The following is an 18,472-nucleotide window of genomic DNA, read 5'->3' on the forward strand; positions in this document are numbered from 1 at the left end:
ATCAGGCTTCTCCCAGATAGGCCTTGATGACCCGTTCATCGTTGCGGATGGCGTCCGGCAGGCCCATGGCGATGGGCTTGCCGTACTCCATGACCAGGATGCGCTCGGACACGCCCATGACCAGGCCCATGTCGTGCTCGATCAGCAGCACGGCAATGCCGTACTGGCGGCGCAGCTGGTCGATCAGGCCCTGCAGGTCCTTCTTCTCCTGCGGGTTCAGGCCGGCGGCGGGTTCGTCGAGCATGAGCACGCGCGGCTTGGTGATCATGCAGCGCGCGATCTCCAGGCGGCGCTGGTGGCCGTAGGCCAGGTTGCCGGCCTCGCGGTTGACGAACTCGCGCAGGCCCATGACGTCCAGCCAGTGCAGGGCGCTCTCGATCTTTTCCTCTTCGCTGCGGCGGTAGCTTGCCGTGTTGAACAGGCCCGACAGCAGGTTGACTCCCGAGCTGCGGTGCTGTGCCACCAGCAGGTTTTCCAGCACCGTCATGGACTTGAACAGCCGCACGTTCTGGAAGGTGCGCACCACGCCGTGGTTGGCCACGTGGTGGCTGCTGCGGCCCTCGATGGCGCTGCCGTCCAGCGTGACGGAGCCGCTGCTGGGCTGGTAGAAACCGCTGATGCAGTTGAACACCGTGGTCTTGCCGGCGCCGTTGGGGCCGATGATGGCAAACACTTCCTGCGGGCGCACGTTGAAGCCCACATGGTCCACGGCCAGCAGGCCGCCGAAGCGCATGCACAGGTCTTTGACTTCTAGCAAATACTCGCTCATTGCCGGCCCTTGCTGCTTTCTGTTGTCCCAAAAATCATGGTGTCGGCATGCCTCATGAGCGCACCTCCACATGGTGGCGGCGCATGGGCAGCAGGCCCTGCGGGCGCCAGATCATCATCAGCACCATCACCAGGCCGAAGATCAGCATGCGGTACTCGGAGAACTCGCGCGCCAGCTCGGGCAGCACCGTCAGCAAGATGGCCGCGATGATCACGCCCAGCTGCGAGCCCATGCCGCCCAGCACCACGATGGACAGGATCAGCGCCGATTCGATGAAGGTGAACGATTCGGGGTTGACGATGCCCTGGCGCGCCGCGAAGAAGGCGCCGCCCAGGCCGGCGAACATGGCGCCCAGCGTGAAGGCGGACAGCTTGATCTTCATGGGGTTCAGGCCCAGTGAGCGGCAGGCGATCTCGTCCTCGCGCAGCGCCTCCCAGGCGCGGCCAATGGGCATGCGCACCAGGCGGTTGGAGATGCACAGCGTGATCACGGCCAGCAGCAGCGCCATCAGGTACAGGAAGATCACCATGTGCAGCGAGCTGAACTCCAGCCCCAGGAACTGGTGGAAGGTCGTGCCGCCCTCGGTGGAGGGATTGCGCGTCATCTCCAGGCCCAGCACCGTGGGCTTGGGAATGCTGGAGATGCCGTCCGGCCCGCCCGTGATGCTGGTCAGGTTGACCAGCATCAGGCGGATGATTTCGCCGAAGCCCAGCGTCACGATGGCCAGGTAGTCACCGCGCAGCCGCAGCACCGGAAAGCCCAGCACGAAGCCGAACATCGCGGCGGCGGCGCCAGCCAGCGGCAGCGCTTCCCAGAAGGACCAGCCGGCCCAGTGGAACAGCAGCGCATAGGTGTAGGCGCCCACGGCGTAGAAGCCCACGAAGCCCAGGTCCAGCAGGCCGGCAAAGCCCACGACGATGTTCAGGCCCAGGCCCAGCATCACGTAGATCATGGCCAGCGTGGCGATGTCCACCGCGTTGCGGCCCGCGAAGAAGGGCCAGGACACGGCGATCAGCAGGGCGGCCAGGATCAGGCCGTTGCGGTGGCTGGGGCGTGCGTGCGGCAGCGAGGGCAGCGAGACCTTGGGCATCTTCGCCGCGATCAGCGGGCGCAGCAGCTGCACCAGGAAGACCAGGGCGCAGGCCCAGGCCACCACCGTCCAGTCGGGGTTGATGATGGTGCGGGTGCCGGCGCGCTCCAGGTGCAGGCCGAAGATGGGCGTGACGACCACGGCGGTCATCACCGTGGCGATCAGGGCGTCGCGCAGGTTCAAGGTGGGTTTGGCTTTCATCAGACCTTCTCCACTTCAGGCTTGCCCAGCAGGCCCGTGGGGCGGAACAGCAGGATCAGCACCAGCAGGCCGAAGGCCACGATGTCCTTGTACTCGGACGAGATGTAGGCTGCCGCAAAGGTCTCGGCCACGCCCAGCAGCACGCCGCCCAGCATGGCGCCGGGGATGGAGCCGATGCCGCCCAGCACCGCCGCCGTGAAGGCCTTGATGCCGGCCAGAAAGCCGATGAACGGGTTGAGCTTGCCCACGGCCAGCGCGATCAGCACGCCGCCCACGGCCGCCAGCATGGCGCCCAGCACGAAGGTGAACGAGATCACGCGGTTGGTGTCGATGCCCAGCAGGCTGGCCATGTGCATGTCCTGGGCGCAGGCGCGCGAGGCACGGCCCATGCGGGAATGGCGGATGTACAGCGTCAGCAGCACCATGAGCACGATGGCGACCACGATGATCAGGATGCGCGAGTAGGGCACATAGATCTCGAAGCCACCTTCGGCGCCGAAACGCAGCGCGCCCGGCAGCAGCGAGGGCACGGCCATGTCGCGCGCGCCCTGGCCCAGGGCCACCCAGTTCTGCAGGAAGATGGACATGCCGATGGCCGAGATCAGGGCCACCAGGCGCGGGCTGCGGCGCAGCGGCTTGTAGGCCACCTGTTCCACCACTAGGCCGTAGACGCCGGTGACGAAGACCGACACCACCAGCATCAGGCCGATGATGGCCCACACGGGCAGGCCGCTTGTCGTGCCGATGGCCGACAGCGTGACCAGGCCGATATAGGCGCCGATCATGTAGATGTCGCCGTGGGCGAAGTTGATCATCCCGATGATGCCGTAGACCATTGTGTAGCCGATGGCGATCAGGGCATAGATGGCGCCCAGGGACAGTCCGTTGAACAGCTGCTGTATCAGCTGAGGTAAGAGTTCTGACATGGTGTAATGCCGCCCCAAAACAGGAAAAGGCCTAAAAGGCCAGGATGCAGACAACCGGGACACGCGCAAGCGTGCCCCGGCCAGTCAACGAGGGGGATTACTTGGCAGCGACCGACTTGCTGCCGTCCTTGTGCCATTCGAACACCTGGAAGTCGAAGGACTTCAGGTCGCCCTGCTTGTTCCAGCCCACCGAGCCCAGAACGGTCTCGAAGTTGGACTTGTGCAGGTGGTCAGCCACCTTGGCGGGGCTGTCGCCCACGGCCTTGATGCTGTCCAGCAGCACTTGCGTGGCGGCAAATGCGGTCAGCTGGAAGGCGCCCGAGGGATTGCGCTTCTTGTCCTTGAAGGCCTTGACCACGGCGGCGTTCTTGGGGTTGGCCGAGAAGTCTGCAGGCAGGGTCACCAGCATGCCTTCGACGGCGTTGCCGGCGATGGCGTTGACTTCGGGGTTGCCCACGCCTTCGGGGCCCATCATGCGGACCTTCAGGCCCTGCTCGGAAGCCTGGCGCAGCAGCAGGCCCATTTCGGGGTGGTAGCCACCGTAGTAGACGAAGTCCACACCGGCGCTCTTGAGCTTGGTGATGACGGCGGAGTAGTCGCTGTCGCCGGCGTTGATGCCTTCGAACAGGGCCACTTCCACGCCGGCCTTCTTCAGGTCGTCGCGCACGGAGGAGGCAATGCCCTGGCCATACGACTGCTTGTCGTGCAGCACGGCAACCTTCTTGGGCTTGGCCTTGTCCAGGATGAACTTGGCGGCGGCAGGGCCCTGCTGGTCATCGCGGCCGATGGTGCGGAAGATGAAGTGGTAGTTCTTGCCGTCGGTCAGGGCCGGGGAGGTGGCCGAGGGGGTCACGACGACCACGCCTTCGTTGTTGTAGATCGGGGCGGCGGCAATCGATGCGCCCGAGCAGACGGGGCCGATCACGTAGCCGATCTTGGCGTTGACCACGCGGTTGGCGGCCACGGGGCCTTGCTTGGGTTCGCAGGCGTCATCGACGGACACCAGCTCGATCTTCTTGCCATTGACGCCGCCAGCCGCATTGGCCATTTCCACGGCGGTGTTCACGCCTTCCTTGACCATGTCGCCGTACTGCGTCAGCGGGCCGGTGGTGGGAACCACCATGGCGATCTTGATTTGCGCATGCGCTGTGGAGAACAAGGCGGCACCAGCCAAACCCAGGGCGGCGACGACGGTGTGCATGCGGAACGGAATGCTCATGAGTACTTCCTTCAACTTTGGGTAAAGCGTTCTGAAAAACGCGGTGGCTCCTGTAGGGGCGATCCGCGCAAAGAAGCACAGATTAATCTCCTGGTTACCAATGGCAACAGGGTATCCCGGGGCTGGCGCGCATGCAGGCTTTTCGCTAAGGGCTGGATGCCATCGCAGGCCGCTTGTCAACGCCGGTTTTGGGCGACGAAAACGCCTGATGCCGACGGTGCACCCAGACGGTGCTGCATGAAACCAATATGACCGACTGCAAGAAGGGGAAACACGTACACGGAATGTTGCATTGCAGCAACGCGCCAGGGGGCGCCGGTTTCCGTGTTTCTGCGGTGGATCAAAACGGCACGGCGGATTCGAAACGCAGCGTTTGGCCCGACAGGGGATGGGCCAGCTCCAGCTGGTGCGCATGCAGCAGCAGGCGCGGCGACAGGGCCTGCACGGCGGCATCGGCATAGAGCGCATCGCCCAGGATGGGATGGCCCAGCGCCGCCATATGCACGCGCAACTGGTGGGTGCGGCCCGTCACGGGCTGCAACTGCACCCGCGTGGTGGGTGTGCCCTGGTCTTCGGTGGCTGCGGGCATGGCGCGCCACAGGGTCTGGCTGGGCTTGCCCTGCAGGGCGTCGATGATGCGCAAGGGGCGCCGCTCCCAGTCGGCGGCTATCGGCAGGTCGATGCTTTGCCAGGCGTCGGCCTGCTGCGCGGCAGGACGGCCGGCGACCACGGCCACATAGCGCTTGTGCACGCGGCGCTGCGCAAAGGCTTCGCTCAGGAGGCGCTGGCTGGCCAGGCTGCGCGCCATGACCACCAGGCCCGAAGTGGCCTGGTCCAGCCGGTGCACGACCAGCGCATCGGGCCAGCGCTGCAAGGCGCGGCCGCTCAGGCAGTCCTGCTTGTCGGGGCCGCGCCCGGGCACGCACAGCAGGCCGGAGGGCTTGTCCAGCACCAGCAGCTCGGCGTCCTCGTACAGGCAGGAGACACCTGCATCGGTATCTGCATCGGCAGCAGTACCAGCACCGGGGCACTCCTGCAGCCGTTCAGGGCTTGAGCCGCTCACCGTTCATTCAGGAGCCTGTGCACGGTGGCGCACAGCTCCTCCACGTCATTGGGCTTGTGCACCAGGGCCCGGGCGCCAGCGGCCATGGCGGCCTGCTCGATCTCGGCGGTGATGTAGCCCGAGGCCAGGGCGATGGGCAGCAGGGGCTGGATGGACAGCGCCTCGTACACCAGGTCGATGCCGCTGTAGCCGGGCATGTTGTAGTCGGTGACCAGCAGGTCGTAGTCCTGGGGGGCGGCGCGCAGCGCCTCGGTGGCCTCGTGCGGATCGGTGAAGCCGCTGACCTGGTAGCCGCGACGGCGCAGCAGACGCTGCACCAGGAAGACCAGGGCCTGGTCGTCGTCCACGTACATCACATGCTGCTGTGCGGCCTGCGGGTCGGGCAGCAGGGCGAACTGCGGGCCGGTCGGGGTTTCTGCGGCTGCCAGCGGCTCGGGCAGGCTGGGCGGCGTTTCGGCCGCGGGCGCCTGGGCTGGTGCGTACTCGGCGGGCGCCAGGGCGTCGGCCGGGGGAAAGTACAGCGTGAAGCGGCTGCCTTGTCCTGGAATGCTGTACACGTCCACGGCGCCGCCGTGGTTGCGCATGACGCCGTGCACCACGGGCAGGCCCAGGCCCGTTCCCTGGCCCACGGGCTTGGTGGTGAAGAAGGGCTCGAAGATGCGCTGCAGCGTGCGCGCATCCATGCCGGGGCCGTTGTCCTGCACCGACAGCGCCACGTAGCTGACGGGCGGCAGGCCCAGGCGCTCGCACAGGCGCTGGTCGGGGCGCACCAGGTCGGCGTCCATCTGGATCAGGCCGCGCCGCTCACCCAGGGCGTGCATGGCGTTGGTGCACAGGTTGAACAGGGCCTGCTCCACCTGCATGGCGTCGGCCAGCATGGGAGGCAGCTGCGGCGGCACGTGCACCTGCAGCTCCACGGCGGGCGGCAGGGTCACGCGCAGCAGCCGCGCCGTGTCGCCCATGACTTCGCGCGCCTGCACGGGCTTGCGCTGGGGCGGCTCGTTGCGGCTGAAGGTCAGGATCTGGCGCACCAGGTCGCGCGCGCGGCGGCCGGCCTTTTCGATCTCCTGCAGGCTTTCGATGGCCGCGGCATTGCCGCCGCAGTCGGCCTTGGCCAGTTCCACGTTGCCCAGGATGGCGCCCACGATGTTGTTGAAGTCGTGCGCAATGCCGCCGGCCATGGTGCCCAGGGCCTGCATCTTGTGCGATTCGCGCAGCTGGTCTTCCAGCTCGTTGCGCTGGGCCTCGGCCTTCTTGCGGCTGGTGAGGTCGCGCGCGAACACGGTGGTGGTCTCGCCGCCGCTGTGGTGCTCGAAGGAGACACTGACCTCGACCGGAATCTCGCGGCCGCTGGCCGTGCGCGCCGTCATCTCGCCCAGCACGGCCTGCGTGGTCAGCGGTGCAAAGGACAGGGCCTGTGCCGCGTCCGGCAGGAAACGCTCCAGCGGACTGCCCAGCGCGTCGTGCGGCGGGCACAGGAACAGGGCGGCGGCCGTGGGATTGAAGACGGTGATGCGCTGGTCCGAGTCCAGGCAGATGATGGCGTCCAGCGCCGAGTTGATGACCGATTCCAGCCGCCGCTCGCTCAGGAACAGCTGATGGTTGCGCTGCTGCAGCGCCAGGCGCTCGGCCAGCAGCGGGCCCTGGTCCACCACGGCGCACAGGTACTGGGCAATGGGCGGGCCGCTTTGCTGGGGGATGGCGATGCAGGCCACGTGCAGGTCGGCGCGCAGCTGGTGCTGCTCGGTGATTTCGAAGCAGACCTCATGTGCCTCGGTGCGGCCCAGTTCGCGTGCGGCGGAGAAGGTCTCGCGCACGCGCTCGGCGTCATCCGGGTGCACGAAGGGCGCGAAGTTCACCAGCAGCCGGTCATGCTCGGAGGGCTGGAAGGCGCTGTGCGCCATGGCGTTGGCCTGCACCACCATGTCGTGCTCGTCCACCACCAGCAGGGGCAGGGGAATGCTGGCGAACAGGGCCTCGAAGCGCTCGGAGGCGCTTTCGGCCACGGCCTGGCTGTAGTCCAGCACGCGGTTCTGGATTTCCAGTTCGCGCTGGTAGTTGCGCAGCTCGGCCACCAGGGCCTGCAGCGGGTCGTCTTCGGGCTGGAAGAGGGGAAAGCGTTCGACGGGGGGCAGGTCGGCGCCGGGCGCCAGCAGCGCATGCAGGGGCAGGTGCTCGTCGTCGCGAGGCGGATCGGAATGGTCTGGGCTGCTCATCGCGGGCTGGCGCTGTGGAAAGCGGCACATGCCGCACAAATCCTGGTGGCCCGCGCCCGGCGTCCGGCAGATTACCGGAGCCCGGCGCGGGCAGGGCCGCAGTGTACGCGCGCCAGGCGGGGCGCCACAAGCGCCCCTTTCGGTGGCAGGTGCTTCAGCTCAGGTAAGCGTCCACGGGGATGCAGCTGCAGTACAGGTTGCGGTCGCCGTAGACGTTGTCCACGCGGCCCACCGGGCACCAGTACTTGGACTGGCGCAGGGCAGCCACCGGGTAGGCAGCGGCCTCGCGGCTGTAGGGGTGGGCCCATTCCGAGGCCAGCAGCGTCTCGGCCGTGTGCGGCGCGTTCTTGAGCGGGTTGTCGTCCTGGGGCAGGCGGCCCTGTTCGATGGCGCGGATTTCCTCGCGGATGGCGATCATCGCGTCCACGAAGCGGTCCAGCTCGTACAGGCTTTCGCTTTCGGTGGGCTCCACCATCAGCGTGTTGGGCACGGGGAAGGACAGCGTGGGCGCATGGAAGCCGTAGTCGATCAGGCGCTTGGCCACGTCCTCGGCCATGACGCCCGTGCTTTCCTTGAACTGGCGCAGGTCCAGGATGCACTCGTGCGCCACATGGCCGTGCTCGCCTGCGTACAGCGTGGGGTAGTGGTCGCGCAGCCGGGCGCTGATGTAGTTGGCGCTGAGGATGGCGGTCTCGGTGGCCAGGGTCAGGCCCTGGGCACCCATCATGCGGATGTACATCCAGCTGATGGGCAGCACGGCCGCATTGCCCAGCGGCGCGGCACTGATGGCACCCGTGCCGCCCGCAAGGCCCGCCGTGGCATGGCCGGGCAGGAAGGGGACGAGGTCCTCGACCACGCAGACGGGGCCCACGCCCGGGCCGCCGCCGCCGTGCGGAATGCAGAAGGTCTTGTGCAGGTTCAGATGGCTGACATCGCCGCCGAAGCTGCCCGGCGCGGCCAGGCCCACCAGGGCGTTCATGTTGGCGCCGTCCACGTAGACGCGGCCGCCGTGGTCATGCACCAGCTTGCACAGCTCCTTGACCTGGGTCTCGAACACGCCGTGCGTGCTGGGGTAGGTGATCATGATGCAGGCCAGGTTGGCACTGTGCTGCTCGCACTTGGCCGCCAGGTCCGCCATGTCGACGTTGCCGTTGGCGTCGCAGGCGGTGACCACCACCTGCATGCCCACCATCTGCGCGCTGGCGGGGTTGGTGCCGTGGGCGCTGCTGGGAATCAGGCAGACGTTGCGGTGCGACTGGCCCCGGCTCGCATGCCAGCCCTTGATGGCCAGCAGGCCCGCGTACTCGCCCTGGCTGCCGGCATTGGGCTGCAGGCTGATGCCGGCGTAGCCCGTGGCCTGGCACAGCCAGTCGCGCAGCTGCTTGTCCAGTTCCGCATAGCCTTGCTGCTGGTCGGCCGGGGCAAAGGGGTGCACCTGGGCGAACTCGGGCCAGGTGATGGGAATCATCTCGCTGGTGGCGTTGAGCTTCATGGTGCAGGAGCCCAGCGGGATCATGCTGCGGTCCAGCGCCAGGTCCTTGTCCGACAGCTGGCGGATGTAGCGCAGCATGGCGGTCTCGGAGCGGTGGGTGTTGAACACCGGGTGCGTGAGGAAGTCGCTGCTGCGGCGCAGGCCGTCAGGGATCAGCGGCTCCACGCCCTTTTCGAAGGCGGCGAAGCTGGGCAGGGCCTGGCCGTCCCGGGCGAAGATCTTCCACAGCAGTTCGACATCGGCGCGCGTGGTGGTCTCGTCCAGCGAGATGCACAGGTATTCCTTGAAATACACGCGCAGGTTGGCGCCCAGGGACACGGCACGCTCCACGATGGCCTGGGTGGTCGCACCCGTGTGCAGGCTCAGCGTGTCGAAGCTGGGCACCTCGCGCAGCGGCGCGCCCAGCTCGGCCAGGCCGCGCGCCAGGATGGCCGTGTACGAGGCCACGCGGCGGGCGATGCGCTCCAGGCCCTCGGGGCCGTGGTAGACGGCGTACATGCTGGCCACCACGGCGGGCAGCACCTGGGCCGTGCAGATGTTGGAGGTGGCCTTTTCGCGGCGGATGTGCTGCTCGCGCGTCTGCAGTGCCAGGCGGTAGGCGGGCTTGCCATGCACGTCCACGCTCACGCCGACCAGGCGGCCGGGCAGGGAGCGCTTGAACTCGTCGCGGCAGGCCATGAAGGCGGCGTGCGGGCCGCCGGCGCCCATGGGCATGCCAAAGCGCTGGGTGGTGCCCACCACGATGTCGGCACCCCATTCGCCGGGCGGCGTGATCAGGGTCAGCGCCAGCAGGTCGGTGGCCACGATGAAGGCGGCCTGCTTGCCATGGGCCTTGTCCACGTCGGCGCGCAGATCGTCGATGCGGCCGCTGGTGGCGGGGTACTGGGCCAGCACGGCGAAGTAGTCGCCCTCCATCAGCTGGTTCCATTCCTCCAGCGAGTTGGCCAGCAGCACCTCGATGCCCAGCGGCGCGGCGCGCGTCTGGATGACTTCGATGGTCTGGGGGTGGGCATCGCCGGCCACCACGAAACGGTTGCTCTTGCTTTTGACGGAGCGCTTGGCCAGCGTCATGGCCTCGGCGGCCGCCGTGGCCTCGTCCAGCATGGAGGCGTTGGCAATCGGCATGGCCGTCAGGTCGCAGACCATGGTCTGGAAGTTGACCAGGGCCTCCATGCGGCCTTGCGAGATCTCGGCCTGGTAGGGCGTGTAGGCCGTGTACCAGGCGGGGTTCTCCAGAATGTTGCGCAGGATGACGCCGGGCGTGTGCGTGCCGTAGTAGCCCTGGCCGATGAAGCTTTTGAGCAGCTGATTGCGGCCTGCCAGCGCCTTGAGCTCGGCCAGCGCCTGGGCCTCGGTGGCGGCCGGCGGCAGCGCCATGGGCTGGTGGCGCCGGATGGAGGGCGGGACGATGGCGTCGATCAGCGCATCGCGCGATGCCGCGCCAATGGCGCTGAGCATGTGGGCCTCGTCTTCGGGCGCGATGCCGATATGGCGGGCCACGAATTCGGTGGCGTTCTCGAGGGCGGCAAGGGGCTGGGTGGAGGACATCAGCATGGAGTGACCTGTCTCAAAAGCTGAAAAGCGCCAGGGCGGGCCCTGGCGCCCGTCCTGGCCGGAAAGTGGCGTCAGTTGCTCTGTGCGAAGGCCGTGTAGGCGGCTTCGTCGAGCAGCGCGGCCAGCTGGCCTGCGTCGCTGAGCTTGACCTTGAAGAACCAGCCTTCGCCCAGCGGATCGCTATTGGCCAGGGAGGGGTCGTCGCGCAGGGCTTCGTTGACTTCGACGATCTCGCCGCTGACGGGCATGTAGACATCGGCGGCGGCCTTGACGGACTCGACCACGCCGGCCACATCGCCCTGGTTGAAGCTGGTGCCCACGGCGGGCAGGTCGACGAACACCACGTCGCCCAGCGCATCCTGCGCGTGGAGGGTGATGCCGACGATGGCCGCGTCAGGGTTGGCGGCGTTGATCCATTCGTGGTCCTTGGAATACTGGATGCTCATGGCTTGCTCCGATAGAAACTGAAAAGAAACCTGTGAAAGGCGGTTTGAGAAAGGTCAGTGCGCACTGTAGCGGCATGCGATGGCAGGAAAAACGAATCCGCCGAACTCGATCCACGCCAAGCGCGCAGGCTGTCCTCAACCGCGGTGATAGCGGGGCGCCACGAAGGGCGTGGCCTGCACCTGCATGGGCACGGCCTTGCCGCGCACCATGGCCTGCAGCGTGGTGCCGACGGCGGCGCTGCCCGGCTCCACATAGGCCAGTGCCACGGGCTGGTTCAGCGTGGGCGACAGCAGGCCGCTGGTGACCTGGCCGACCTTGCGGCCGCTGGCATCCAGCAGCTCCGTGCCTTCGCGCACGGGCACGCGCTCCAGGGCCACCAGGCCCACGCGCTTGCGCGTGAGCAGCTCGGGCGCCTGCAGCTGGGCCAGCACGGTGGCCGCGCCGGGAAAGCCGCCTTCGCGCTCGCCACCGATGCGGCGGACCTTCTGCACGGCCCAGTTCAGGGCGGCCTCGGCCGGGGTGGTGGTCGTGTCCAGATCGTTGCCGTACAGGCACAGGCCGGCTTCCAGGCGCAGCGAATTGCGCGCGCCCAGGCCCACGGGCCTGACTTCGGGCTGGGCCAGCAGGGCACGGGCAAAGGCCTCGGCGTGGCTGGCAGGCAGGGAGATCTCGAAGCCGTCCTCGCCGGTATAGCCGCTGCGCGTGATGTACAGCTCGGCGCCTTCCCAGTCGAAGTGGCCGCCCGTCATGAACACCAGCCCGGCCGTGTCGGGCAGCAAGCGCTCCATGGCGGCTGCTGCCTGCGGGCCCTGCAGCGCCAGCAGGCCCCGGTCGAACTGGGGCTCGATTTCACAGCGCTGGCCGATGCGGGCCTCTATGTGCGCCAGGTCTTCGTGCTTGCAGGCGCCGTTGACGATCAGGAACAGGTCGTCCTCGCGGCGCACGAACATCAGGTCGTCCAGAATGCCGCCCGCGTCGTTGAGCAGCAGGCCGTAGCGCTGGCGGTGTTCGCCCAGGCCCAGCACGTCCATGGGCAGCAGCGATTCCAGCGCCGCGCCGGCATCCGGGCCGCGCAGGATGATCTGGCCCATGTGCGAGACATCGAACAGGCCTGCCGCCTCGCGCGTGTGCAGGTGCTCGGCCATCAGCCCCTGCGGGTATTGCACGGGCATGGAGTAGCCGGCAAACGGCACCATGCGCGCGCCCAGTTCCTGGTGCAGTTCGAACAGCGGGGTCTTGAGCAGATCGGTGGTGGAGGCAGCGGTCAAGGAGGGACTCTCTTTTCGGCAAGGGGCAAGGCACAACGCCATCCCGGAATCCCGGGATGTCCTGCCCTGCTGTCCGCTTTACCTGAGAGATTCACCCGCACCTTCCATGCGTGGGGCTTGCTCCTTCGGTGGATGGGGCACACCGCCGTGCCCTGCATCTCTCTCCAGCTAGGAACGCCTGCGGCCGTGGCGGCAGGCGGTGCCAGTCCTTTTGCCTGAGCGTTCGGGACGAACCCTGCGCCTTCGGCGGTGCCGCTGCCTGTGACCATTGCGGCCGGGCGGGCACTCTCTCCTGACCGGCGCATTCTAGCTGCGGCCAGCGTCCGCGCGGCTTCGGGATTTCCGCGGGCCGGCCCCAGCTCCATGCGCTTGCCTGCATGGATGCATTTGCAAATTGCATAACTGTCTAAAAAATCTCCTACATTGAGATGCATCGATATATGAAATCTCGTGAGCGAGAAGGAAGAAGCGCACATGCAGCAGACGCTGGGAGACACATTGGCCTGGCCGGCACGTTACCTGCCGAACAAGGAAGCCCTGGTCGCTTGGGAGGGCGGCGAGCGCCGCGCCTGGACCTACGCCCAGCTCGATGCCGAAGTCAACCGCCACGCCCACGGCCTGGCCGAGCTGGGCATAGGCCATGGCGACGTGGTCGCGGCCTTTCTCTACAACACGCCGGCCTTTGTCTTCACCATGCTGGCGACCGCGCGCCTGGGCGCCATCTTCAACCCCATCAACTACCGGCTGGCGGCGCAGGAGCTGGCCTTCATCCTCAAGGACGGTGCTGCGCGCGCCCTGGTGTTCGAGCACGAGGGCGGAGAGGTGGCCGCACGCGCCCAGGCCCTGCTCAAGGCCGAAGGCGGCGGCACTGGCGCAGGCATCGAGCACTGGATCTTTGCCGACGATGCCCCGGCCGACCCGCTGCCGGTCTGGGCCACGCAGCGCCTGTCCGCCCTGGCCAGGGGCCGCAGCAGCGCGCCGCCCCAGGCCCATGTGCGCGAGAGCGACCCCTGCATCCTCATGTACACCAGCGGCACCACGGGCCGGCCCAAGGGCGTGCTGCATACGCACCGCAGCAAGCTGGCGCACAACGCCCTCATGCACCAGACCATGCAGTTCACGCGCGACGACGTGGGCCTGGCCATGGCGCCGCTCAACCACACGGCCGAGCTGCACACCAGCTTTTTGCCGCGCCTGCAGGCCGGGGCGACCCAGGTGCTGCTGCGCCGCTTCGACGTGGCCGAGGCCTGGCGCCTGATCCGCGAAGAGCGCGTGAGCTTCTTCTTCGCGGCGCCCACCATGGTCACCATGCTGCTGGCCGACCCCATTGCCTCGCCTGAGCAGGCGCCCGCGCTGCGGCTGGTGGAGTACGGCGGCGCCTCCATGGCCCCCCACCTGATCCGCGAATGGACGCGCAAGGTCGGCAGCGACCTGGTCCAGGTCTACGGCACCACCGAGATGGGACCCTGCATGTCCATCCTCCTGCCGCGCGAGCAACTCTCGCACGCGGGCTCGGCCGGGCTGCCCTCCATGGGCCATGACCTCATCGTGGCGCGCCTGCGCGAAGACAACGCCCCCACCGATCCGGCCGAGGCCTGCCTGCCCGGCGAGGTGGGCGAGATCCTGGTGCGCGGCCCCTGCATGATGGCCGGCTATCTCAACCGCCCCGACGCCAACACCCGCGCCCTGGCGCACGGCTGGTACCACACGGGCGACCTGGGCCACATCGACGACGATGGCTACCTCTGGATCCGCGACCGCATCGACTACATGATCAATTCGGGCGCCGAGAACGTCTATCCGCGCGAAGTGGAAGACGCGCTGGTCGAGCATGCCGACGTGCTCGAGGTCGCCGTCATCGGCGAGGCTGATGAGCGCTGGGGCCAGATCGTCGCCGCCCACGTGGTCGCCAAGCCTGGCGCCACGCCCACGGCCGAGGCGCTGGACGCCTTTCTGGTCCACGGCGACCGCCTGGCCGCCTACAAGCGCCCGCGCCGCTACCACTTCCGCGAGGCCCTGCCCAAGACGGCCAGCGGGAAGATACAGAAGCAGTTGCTGAGGGTGGTGGTGGCAGCCTGAGGCTGCGGCCTGCGCTTACTCCTGCTCTTACGCCTGTGTTTGCCCCTGCGCAGTACAGCACTGCGCCATCGAGTTGCGCAGCCACCGATGCATGGCATCCCCCTGCTTGCGCACATGCCAGGCCTGCTGGTAGGCGAACTCGGGCAGCTCCAGCGGCGGAGCGAAGCGGCGCAGCGTTTTGTGGCGGCGCAGGTCGCCAATGGCGCGGCTGCCCACGGTCAGCACGAGGTCGGTGCCTGCCAGCACCTCCAGCGCCGCGCTCCAGTGGGGCAGGGCCAGCACCACGCGGCGGCTCAGGCCTTGGGCGGCCAGCGCCCGTTCGATTTCCTCGCTGGCGTCGGGCCGCATGGCCAGCATGACGTGCGGGCGCTGCAGCCAGTCCTGCAGTGACAGCCCGCCGCGTGCCGGCAGCACGGCCTGGTCGGCCACGCTCACGAACTGCTCCTGGAACAGATCCTGCACCTCGATGCCCTCGGGCAGGTCGGGTGCGTCGGGGAAGGGCCCCAGGGCCAGGTCCAGTTCGCCATCGGCCAGCTGGGCCAGCATCACCTCGCGCGTGGACTGGCTGATGGCCAGGTCCAGCCCGGGTGCGTGCTGGCGCAGATGCCGCATCAGCGGCGGCAGCACGATGCGCGATGCGTAGTCCGACAGCGCCAGCCGCAGCCGTCCGCGTGCGTGGGCGGGGTCGAACTCCGCCTGTGCCAGCAAGCCGTTGAGGCTGCCCAGCGCATCCGCCAGCGGTTGCACCAGGCCTTGTGCGCGTGCCGTCAGCGCCATGCGGCCGCCGCGCCGCACCAGCAACGGGTCGCCCAGATGTTCGCGCAGCTGCGCGAGCGAATGGCTCATGGCCGGCTGGCTCTTGTGCAGACGCAGGGCCGCACGCGTCACATGTTTTTCGGCCAGCAGGGCGTGCAGGGCCAGCAGCAGGTTGAGGTCGATCCGGCGCAGTTCATCCATGCCATGAATATAGACCGTGCACACAAACGATTTCCATCAACACGCTGGATGCGAGAGCATGCAGGCATCGATTGACAGAAGAAGAAAGGTCTTGCTGCATGACAGGTAAAAGCACATTCGCCGCCCTTGCTCCCGTGGCCCTGGCGCTGCTGGCGGGGGCCATGCTGCCATTCCAGGCTGCCAGCAATGCCCTGGTGGGCCGCCTGCTGGGCCACCCGCTGTGGGGCGCGCTGGTCTCGCTGGCCGTGAGCGTCATGGTCGTGGTGCCTGCACTGTGGGTGCTGCGCGCGCCCGCTCCGGCCATGGCCCAGGCGGCAGCGGGGCCATGGTGGCTATGGATAGGCGGTGTGCTGGGGGCCATCTATGTGGCCAGTGCGGCGGCCGTGACACCCAAGCTGGGCGCAGGCGGCTTCCTGGTTTGCGTGGTGGCGGGGCAGATCGTGGTCTCGGTGCTGGTGGACCACTTCGGCCTGATGGGCCTGGGCGCACGGCCGGTCAATGCGACGCGCCTGGCTGGCGTGGCCTTGATCCTGGGTGGTGTGCTGCTGGTGGTGCAGGGCGGGACGGCCCGTGCAGCGGCGGCCCCATGAGTGCCGCGAGCACGCCCTGCTTCACCGGCGAAGGCCCCGGCCTTGCCCGCGTCAGGCGGGCATGCCCGGCGGCACGGCGGCCGGCCTTGCCGCTGGTGGACGTTCCTGGCGGGCATCTGCCGTGCCGGGCAGGAACCGGCCCAGCCGGATGACAAAGCAGGCCCCGCCTCCGGCAGCCGGCTGGAAGAACGCGTCGCCTGCGTGCAGCCTGGCGATGCGCCTGACCACGGACAGGCCCAGGCCATGCCCGTTGACGTGCCGGGTGGCGCTTGCGCGTTCATAGGGCTCGAAAACCTGTCCTGCCGCTTCGGGCGCAAGGCCCGGTCCCTGGTCGCTGACGGAAATCAGCAGGTCACCGGACGCATCGCAGCGGGCGGCCAGGGTGATGTCGCCCGCCTTGGCATATTTGATGGCGTTGCCGACAAGGTTGGAGATGGCAATGCGCACCAGGACAGGGTCGCATTGCCATTGCTGCGGGCCGTGTTCCAGATCCAGTTTCAAGCGATGCCGCCGGGACCAGCCGACGAGCTCTGCAGACTCCTCCAGGAGTTCATCCAATGGCGTCTGCTCCAGTTGCAGCCGGAACGCGCCCGCGTCCAGCCGGTCGTTGATCAGGCAGGTGTCCACCAGGTTCATCAGCCGGCGCGAAGCCCTGCGTATCTGCGACGCCTGCTCGATGAGGGAATCCGCATCCGTCGTCGGGAACGTCTGCAGCTCGGTCGCGGCGCCGTCCACGATGGTGAGCGGGGTGCGGAACTCGTGGTTGATCATGTTGAAGAACTGGCGCTGCTCCAGCCGCATCTCGCGCTCGCTGTGCAAGGCGGTCTGCAAGGCCTGCTGGGCTGTTTGCAGCTGTGCGGTGCGCTGCAGGACCTTGGACTCCAGCTCGCGCTCGGCCGCCTGGGCGCGTGACAGGGCCTGCATCCGCTCACTGCGCAGGGCACGCTCCGCCACCCGCGTGCGATTGGTCACCGCCATTCCCAGCAGGATGGCCTCGGAAACACGCCCGGCAAACCACAGCATCTGTGCCGATGGCAGCGCAACATCCGGCAGCAGGCCCTGGGTTCTCAGCAGGTTCAGGATGCCCAGGGCGGAAGGCACCGCAAACGCCAGCGCGCCCGGCAGGTATTGCCACTGCCTTCGAACCACCAGCAGGTACAGCACGAAGACCGCGCCGAACGATGTGGACACCAGGGCCGTGAACACCACGGCACGCGAGATCTGCGGATAGCCACCCGACAGTGCCAGGCCCAGTGCGATGGCATTCAGCCAGGCCACCACGCTGAAGAGGTGCGCAGCCCAGATCCAATGGCGACGGAACTCGAACAATTGGCTGAAAAACACCGTCGCCACCACACAGAAGCTGCAGTAGGCGATGGACAGTGCATGCTGGGGCTGGTCGGCGCCGGGCAGCCACAGGCCTTCGGGCCGGTAACGGAAAGCAGCGTAGGCAAAGCCGGCTGCCAGGAGCGCGGCGCAAAGAATGTAGAGCCTTTCCCTGAGCCAGCACCACAGGATCAGGCTCATCAGCGTGATGGCCAGGGCCGAGCCCATGTACGCGTAAAGCAGCATGGCGGCCGGCGCCATGCTCCTGCCGGGAAAGACCGCAATGCCTTGGGCGGCCTGTGGGTTGGGCAGCAAGCGGGTGAGCAGTGCCAGAAGCGCTGCAGCTGCCAGGGCCTGCACCAGGGTCTGCATCAGCCATTGCGCTGCAGCACCTGTTTGCCAGTGCCCCCGGCCGCCTTCGGTGGGGTTGTCTTGCGTGTGGATCAAGGGTCCGATTGGTTGATGTGGCGTGCGCCCATATATGTCCGCCGTGCAGGCTTGCGGGGGGCCATTGTGCACCGGCGGCCATTGCGGGAAAGCGCTGTCTGCCGTCTGCCAGGTGCCCCAATGCAACAGGCCGCCCCGCTGCGGATAAGCGGGGCGGCCTGTAACGGGCTCCTGGTCTGGATCACGCATCCGGGCGCTGGCGGTAGTCGGCGGGGCTGGGTGAATGGTTTTGCTGCGCCGGTAAGCGTGCTTCCATGCAGACAAGTGTGCGCGTTTGGTCTCAGAAAATGCTGCTTTATTTCTTCAAAACAGGCGTTGCTACAGAAAATTATTCTGCGCCTGCCTGTTTTGCAGTAGATTGCCGGCCATGGACATCCTCGACAGAAAGATTCTTTCCGCCCTGCAGGCCAACGCGCGCGCCAGCCTGCAGGAAATCGGCGCTGCCGTGGGTCTGAGCGCCTCGCCCTGCTGGGCGCGCATCAAGAAGCTGGAAGAGGCGGGGGTGATCGAGGGCTATACCGTGCGCCTGAACCCGCTGGCGCTGGGCCTGGGCGATACGGTGCTGGTGCAGGTCACTCTGGACAGCCACTCGGACAACACGCTGGAGAAATTCGGCGAGATGCTGGCGACCATTCCCGAGGTGGTGGAGGCGCATCTGGTCTCGGGCGAGTACGACTACCTGCTGCGCGTCGTCGTCAAGGACACGCGTGACTACGAGCGTTTGCTGCGCGAGAAGCTCTACAAGATCAAGGGCATTCGCCACAGCCAGTCCAGCTTTGTGCTGCGCACGCTGAAGAAGGCCGACCTGCCGCTGGGGGTCTGAAGTCA

The 18,472-nt window shown here is 67.5% G+C and carries 14 protein-coding genes and 2 riboswitches; of the genes, 3 read left to right on the forward strand and 11 right to left on the reverse strand.

Annotation, left to right across the window (positions count from 1 at the left end; all coding sequences use genetic code 11):
- Position 1: 1 nt before the first annotated feature.
- The 9 genes from livG to gcvT form a co-directional block, all read right to left on the reverse strand.
- Complete coding sequence (gene livG / locus LGR64_RS08855; protein WP_034394891.1) at positions 2-769, reverse strand: high-affinity branched-chain amino acid ABC transporter ATP-binding protein LivG; 768 nt, start codon at positions 767-769, stop codon at positions 2-4.
- Between the two features lie 52 nt (positions 770-821).
- A complete protein-coding gene (locus tag LGR64_RS08860; protein WP_043824703.1) occupies positions 822-2,060 on the reverse strand; it encodes a high-affinity branched-chain amino acid ABC transporter permease LivM in 1,239 nt (412 codons plus the stop codon).
- Positions 2,060-2,986, reverse strand: coding sequence for a high-affinity branched-chain amino acid ABC transporter permease LivH (gene livH, locus LGR64_RS08865; RefSeq protein ID WP_012206135.1), 927 nt, complete (start codon positions 2,984-2,986; stop codon positions 2,060-2,062). The genes LGR64_RS08860 and livH overlap by 1 nt, the downstream gene beginning before the upstream one ends.
- Before the next feature lie 97 nt (positions 2,987-3,083).
- Positions 3,084-4,205 carry a branched-chain amino acid ABC transporter substrate-binding protein gene (locus LGR64_RS08870; RefSeq protein ID WP_012206134.1) on the reverse strand — a complete coding sequence of 374 codons (1,122 nt, stop codon included), beginning with the start codon at positions 4,203-4,205 and terminating at the stop codon, positions 3,084-3,086.
- 340 nt (positions 4,206-4,545) lie between these two features.
- Positions 4,546-5,268 (reverse strand): RluA family pseudouridine synthase, encoded by a 723-nt coding sequence (locus tag LGR64_RS08875; protein WP_409333503.1) that lies wholly within the window; start codon positions 5,266-5,268, stop codon positions 4,546-4,548.
- Positions 5,265-7,484: a PAS domain-containing hybrid sensor histidine kinase/response regulator gene (locus LGR64_RS08880; protein ID WP_065347154.1), complete on the reverse strand. Its 2,220-nt coding sequence runs from the start codon at positions 7,482-7,484 to the stop codon at positions 5,265-5,267. The genes LGR64_RS08875 and LGR64_RS08880 overlap by 4 nt, the downstream gene beginning before the upstream one ends.
- 154 nt (positions 7,485-7,638) lie before the next feature.
- Entirely contained in the window at positions 7,639-10,530 is a 2,892-nt protein-coding gene (gene gcvP / locus LGR64_RS08885) for an aminomethyl-transferring glycine dehydrogenase (protein ID WP_230355271.1), read from the reverse strand.
- 71 nt (positions 10,531-10,601) lie between these two features.
- Positions 10,602-10,976 (reverse strand): glycine cleavage system protein GcvH, encoded by a 375-nt coding sequence (gcvH, locus tag LGR64_RS08890; RefSeq protein ID WP_012206130.1) that lies wholly within the window; start codon positions 10,974-10,976, stop codon positions 10,602-10,604.
- Between the two features lie 135 nt (positions 10,977-11,111).
- Positions 11,112-12,245, reverse strand: a complete 1,134-nt coding sequence (gene gcvT / locus LGR64_RS08895) for a glycine cleavage system aminomethyltransferase GcvT (protein WP_442873805.1) — start codon at positions 12,243-12,245, stop codon at positions 11,112-11,114.
- Between the two features lie 59 nt (positions 12,246-12,304).
- A riboswitch (glycine riboswitch) is annotated at positions 12,305-12,423 on the reverse strand.
- 15 nt (positions 12,424-12,438) lie between these two features.
- A riboswitch (glycine riboswitch) is annotated at positions 12,439-12,550 on the reverse strand.
- A gap of 169 nt (positions 12,551-12,719) precedes the next feature.
- Here gcvT and LGR64_RS08900 point away from each other — a divergent pair.
- Entirely contained in the window at positions 12,720-14,324 is a 1,605-nt protein-coding gene (locus LGR64_RS08900) for a fatty acid--CoA ligase (protein ID WP_268868997.1), read from the forward strand.
- A 27-nt stretch (positions 14,325-14,351) separates the two neighbouring features.
- On the opposite strand, the gene LGR64_RS08905 is transcribed toward LGR64_RS08900, so the two are convergent.
- On the reverse strand, positions 14,352-15,281 hold the full coding sequence (locus LGR64_RS08905; RefSeq protein ID WP_230355274.1) for a LysR family transcriptional regulator: 930 nt from the start codon (positions 15,279-15,281) through the stop codon (positions 14,352-14,354).
- A 98-nt stretch (positions 15,282-15,379) separates the two neighbouring features.
- Here LGR64_RS08905 and LGR64_RS08910 point away from each other — a divergent pair, with 98 nt between their 5' ends.
- Entirely contained in the window at positions 15,380-15,871 is a 492-nt protein-coding gene (locus LGR64_RS08910; protein ID WP_230355275.1) for a DMT family transporter, read from the forward strand.
- A 51-nt stretch (positions 15,872-15,922) separates the two neighbouring features.
- On the opposite strand, the gene LGR64_RS08915 is transcribed toward LGR64_RS08910, so the two are convergent.
- On the reverse strand, positions 15,923-17,644 hold the full coding sequence (locus LGR64_RS08915) for a sensor histidine kinase (RefSeq protein WP_409333504.1): 1,722 nt from the start codon (positions 17,642-17,644) through the stop codon (positions 15,923-15,925).
- Positions 17,645-18,011: 367 nt separating this feature from the next.
- Between LGR64_RS08915 and LGR64_RS08920 the strand changes: the two genes are divergently transcribed.
- The gene (locus tag LGR64_RS08920) at positions 18,012-18,467 is read left to right on the forward strand and encodes an Lrp/AsnC family transcriptional regulator (protein ID WP_012206124.1); all 456 of its coding nucleotides are present in this window, start codon (positions 18,012-18,014) and stop codon (positions 18,465-18,467) included.
- Positions 18,468-18,472: the final 5 nt, after the last annotated feature.

It is taken from the genome of Delftia sp. Lp-1, from assembly GCF_020523835.1.
Classification (GTDB): Bacteria; Pseudomonadota; Gammaproteobacteria; order Burkholderiales; family Burkholderiaceae_C; genus Comamonas; species Comamonas acidovorans.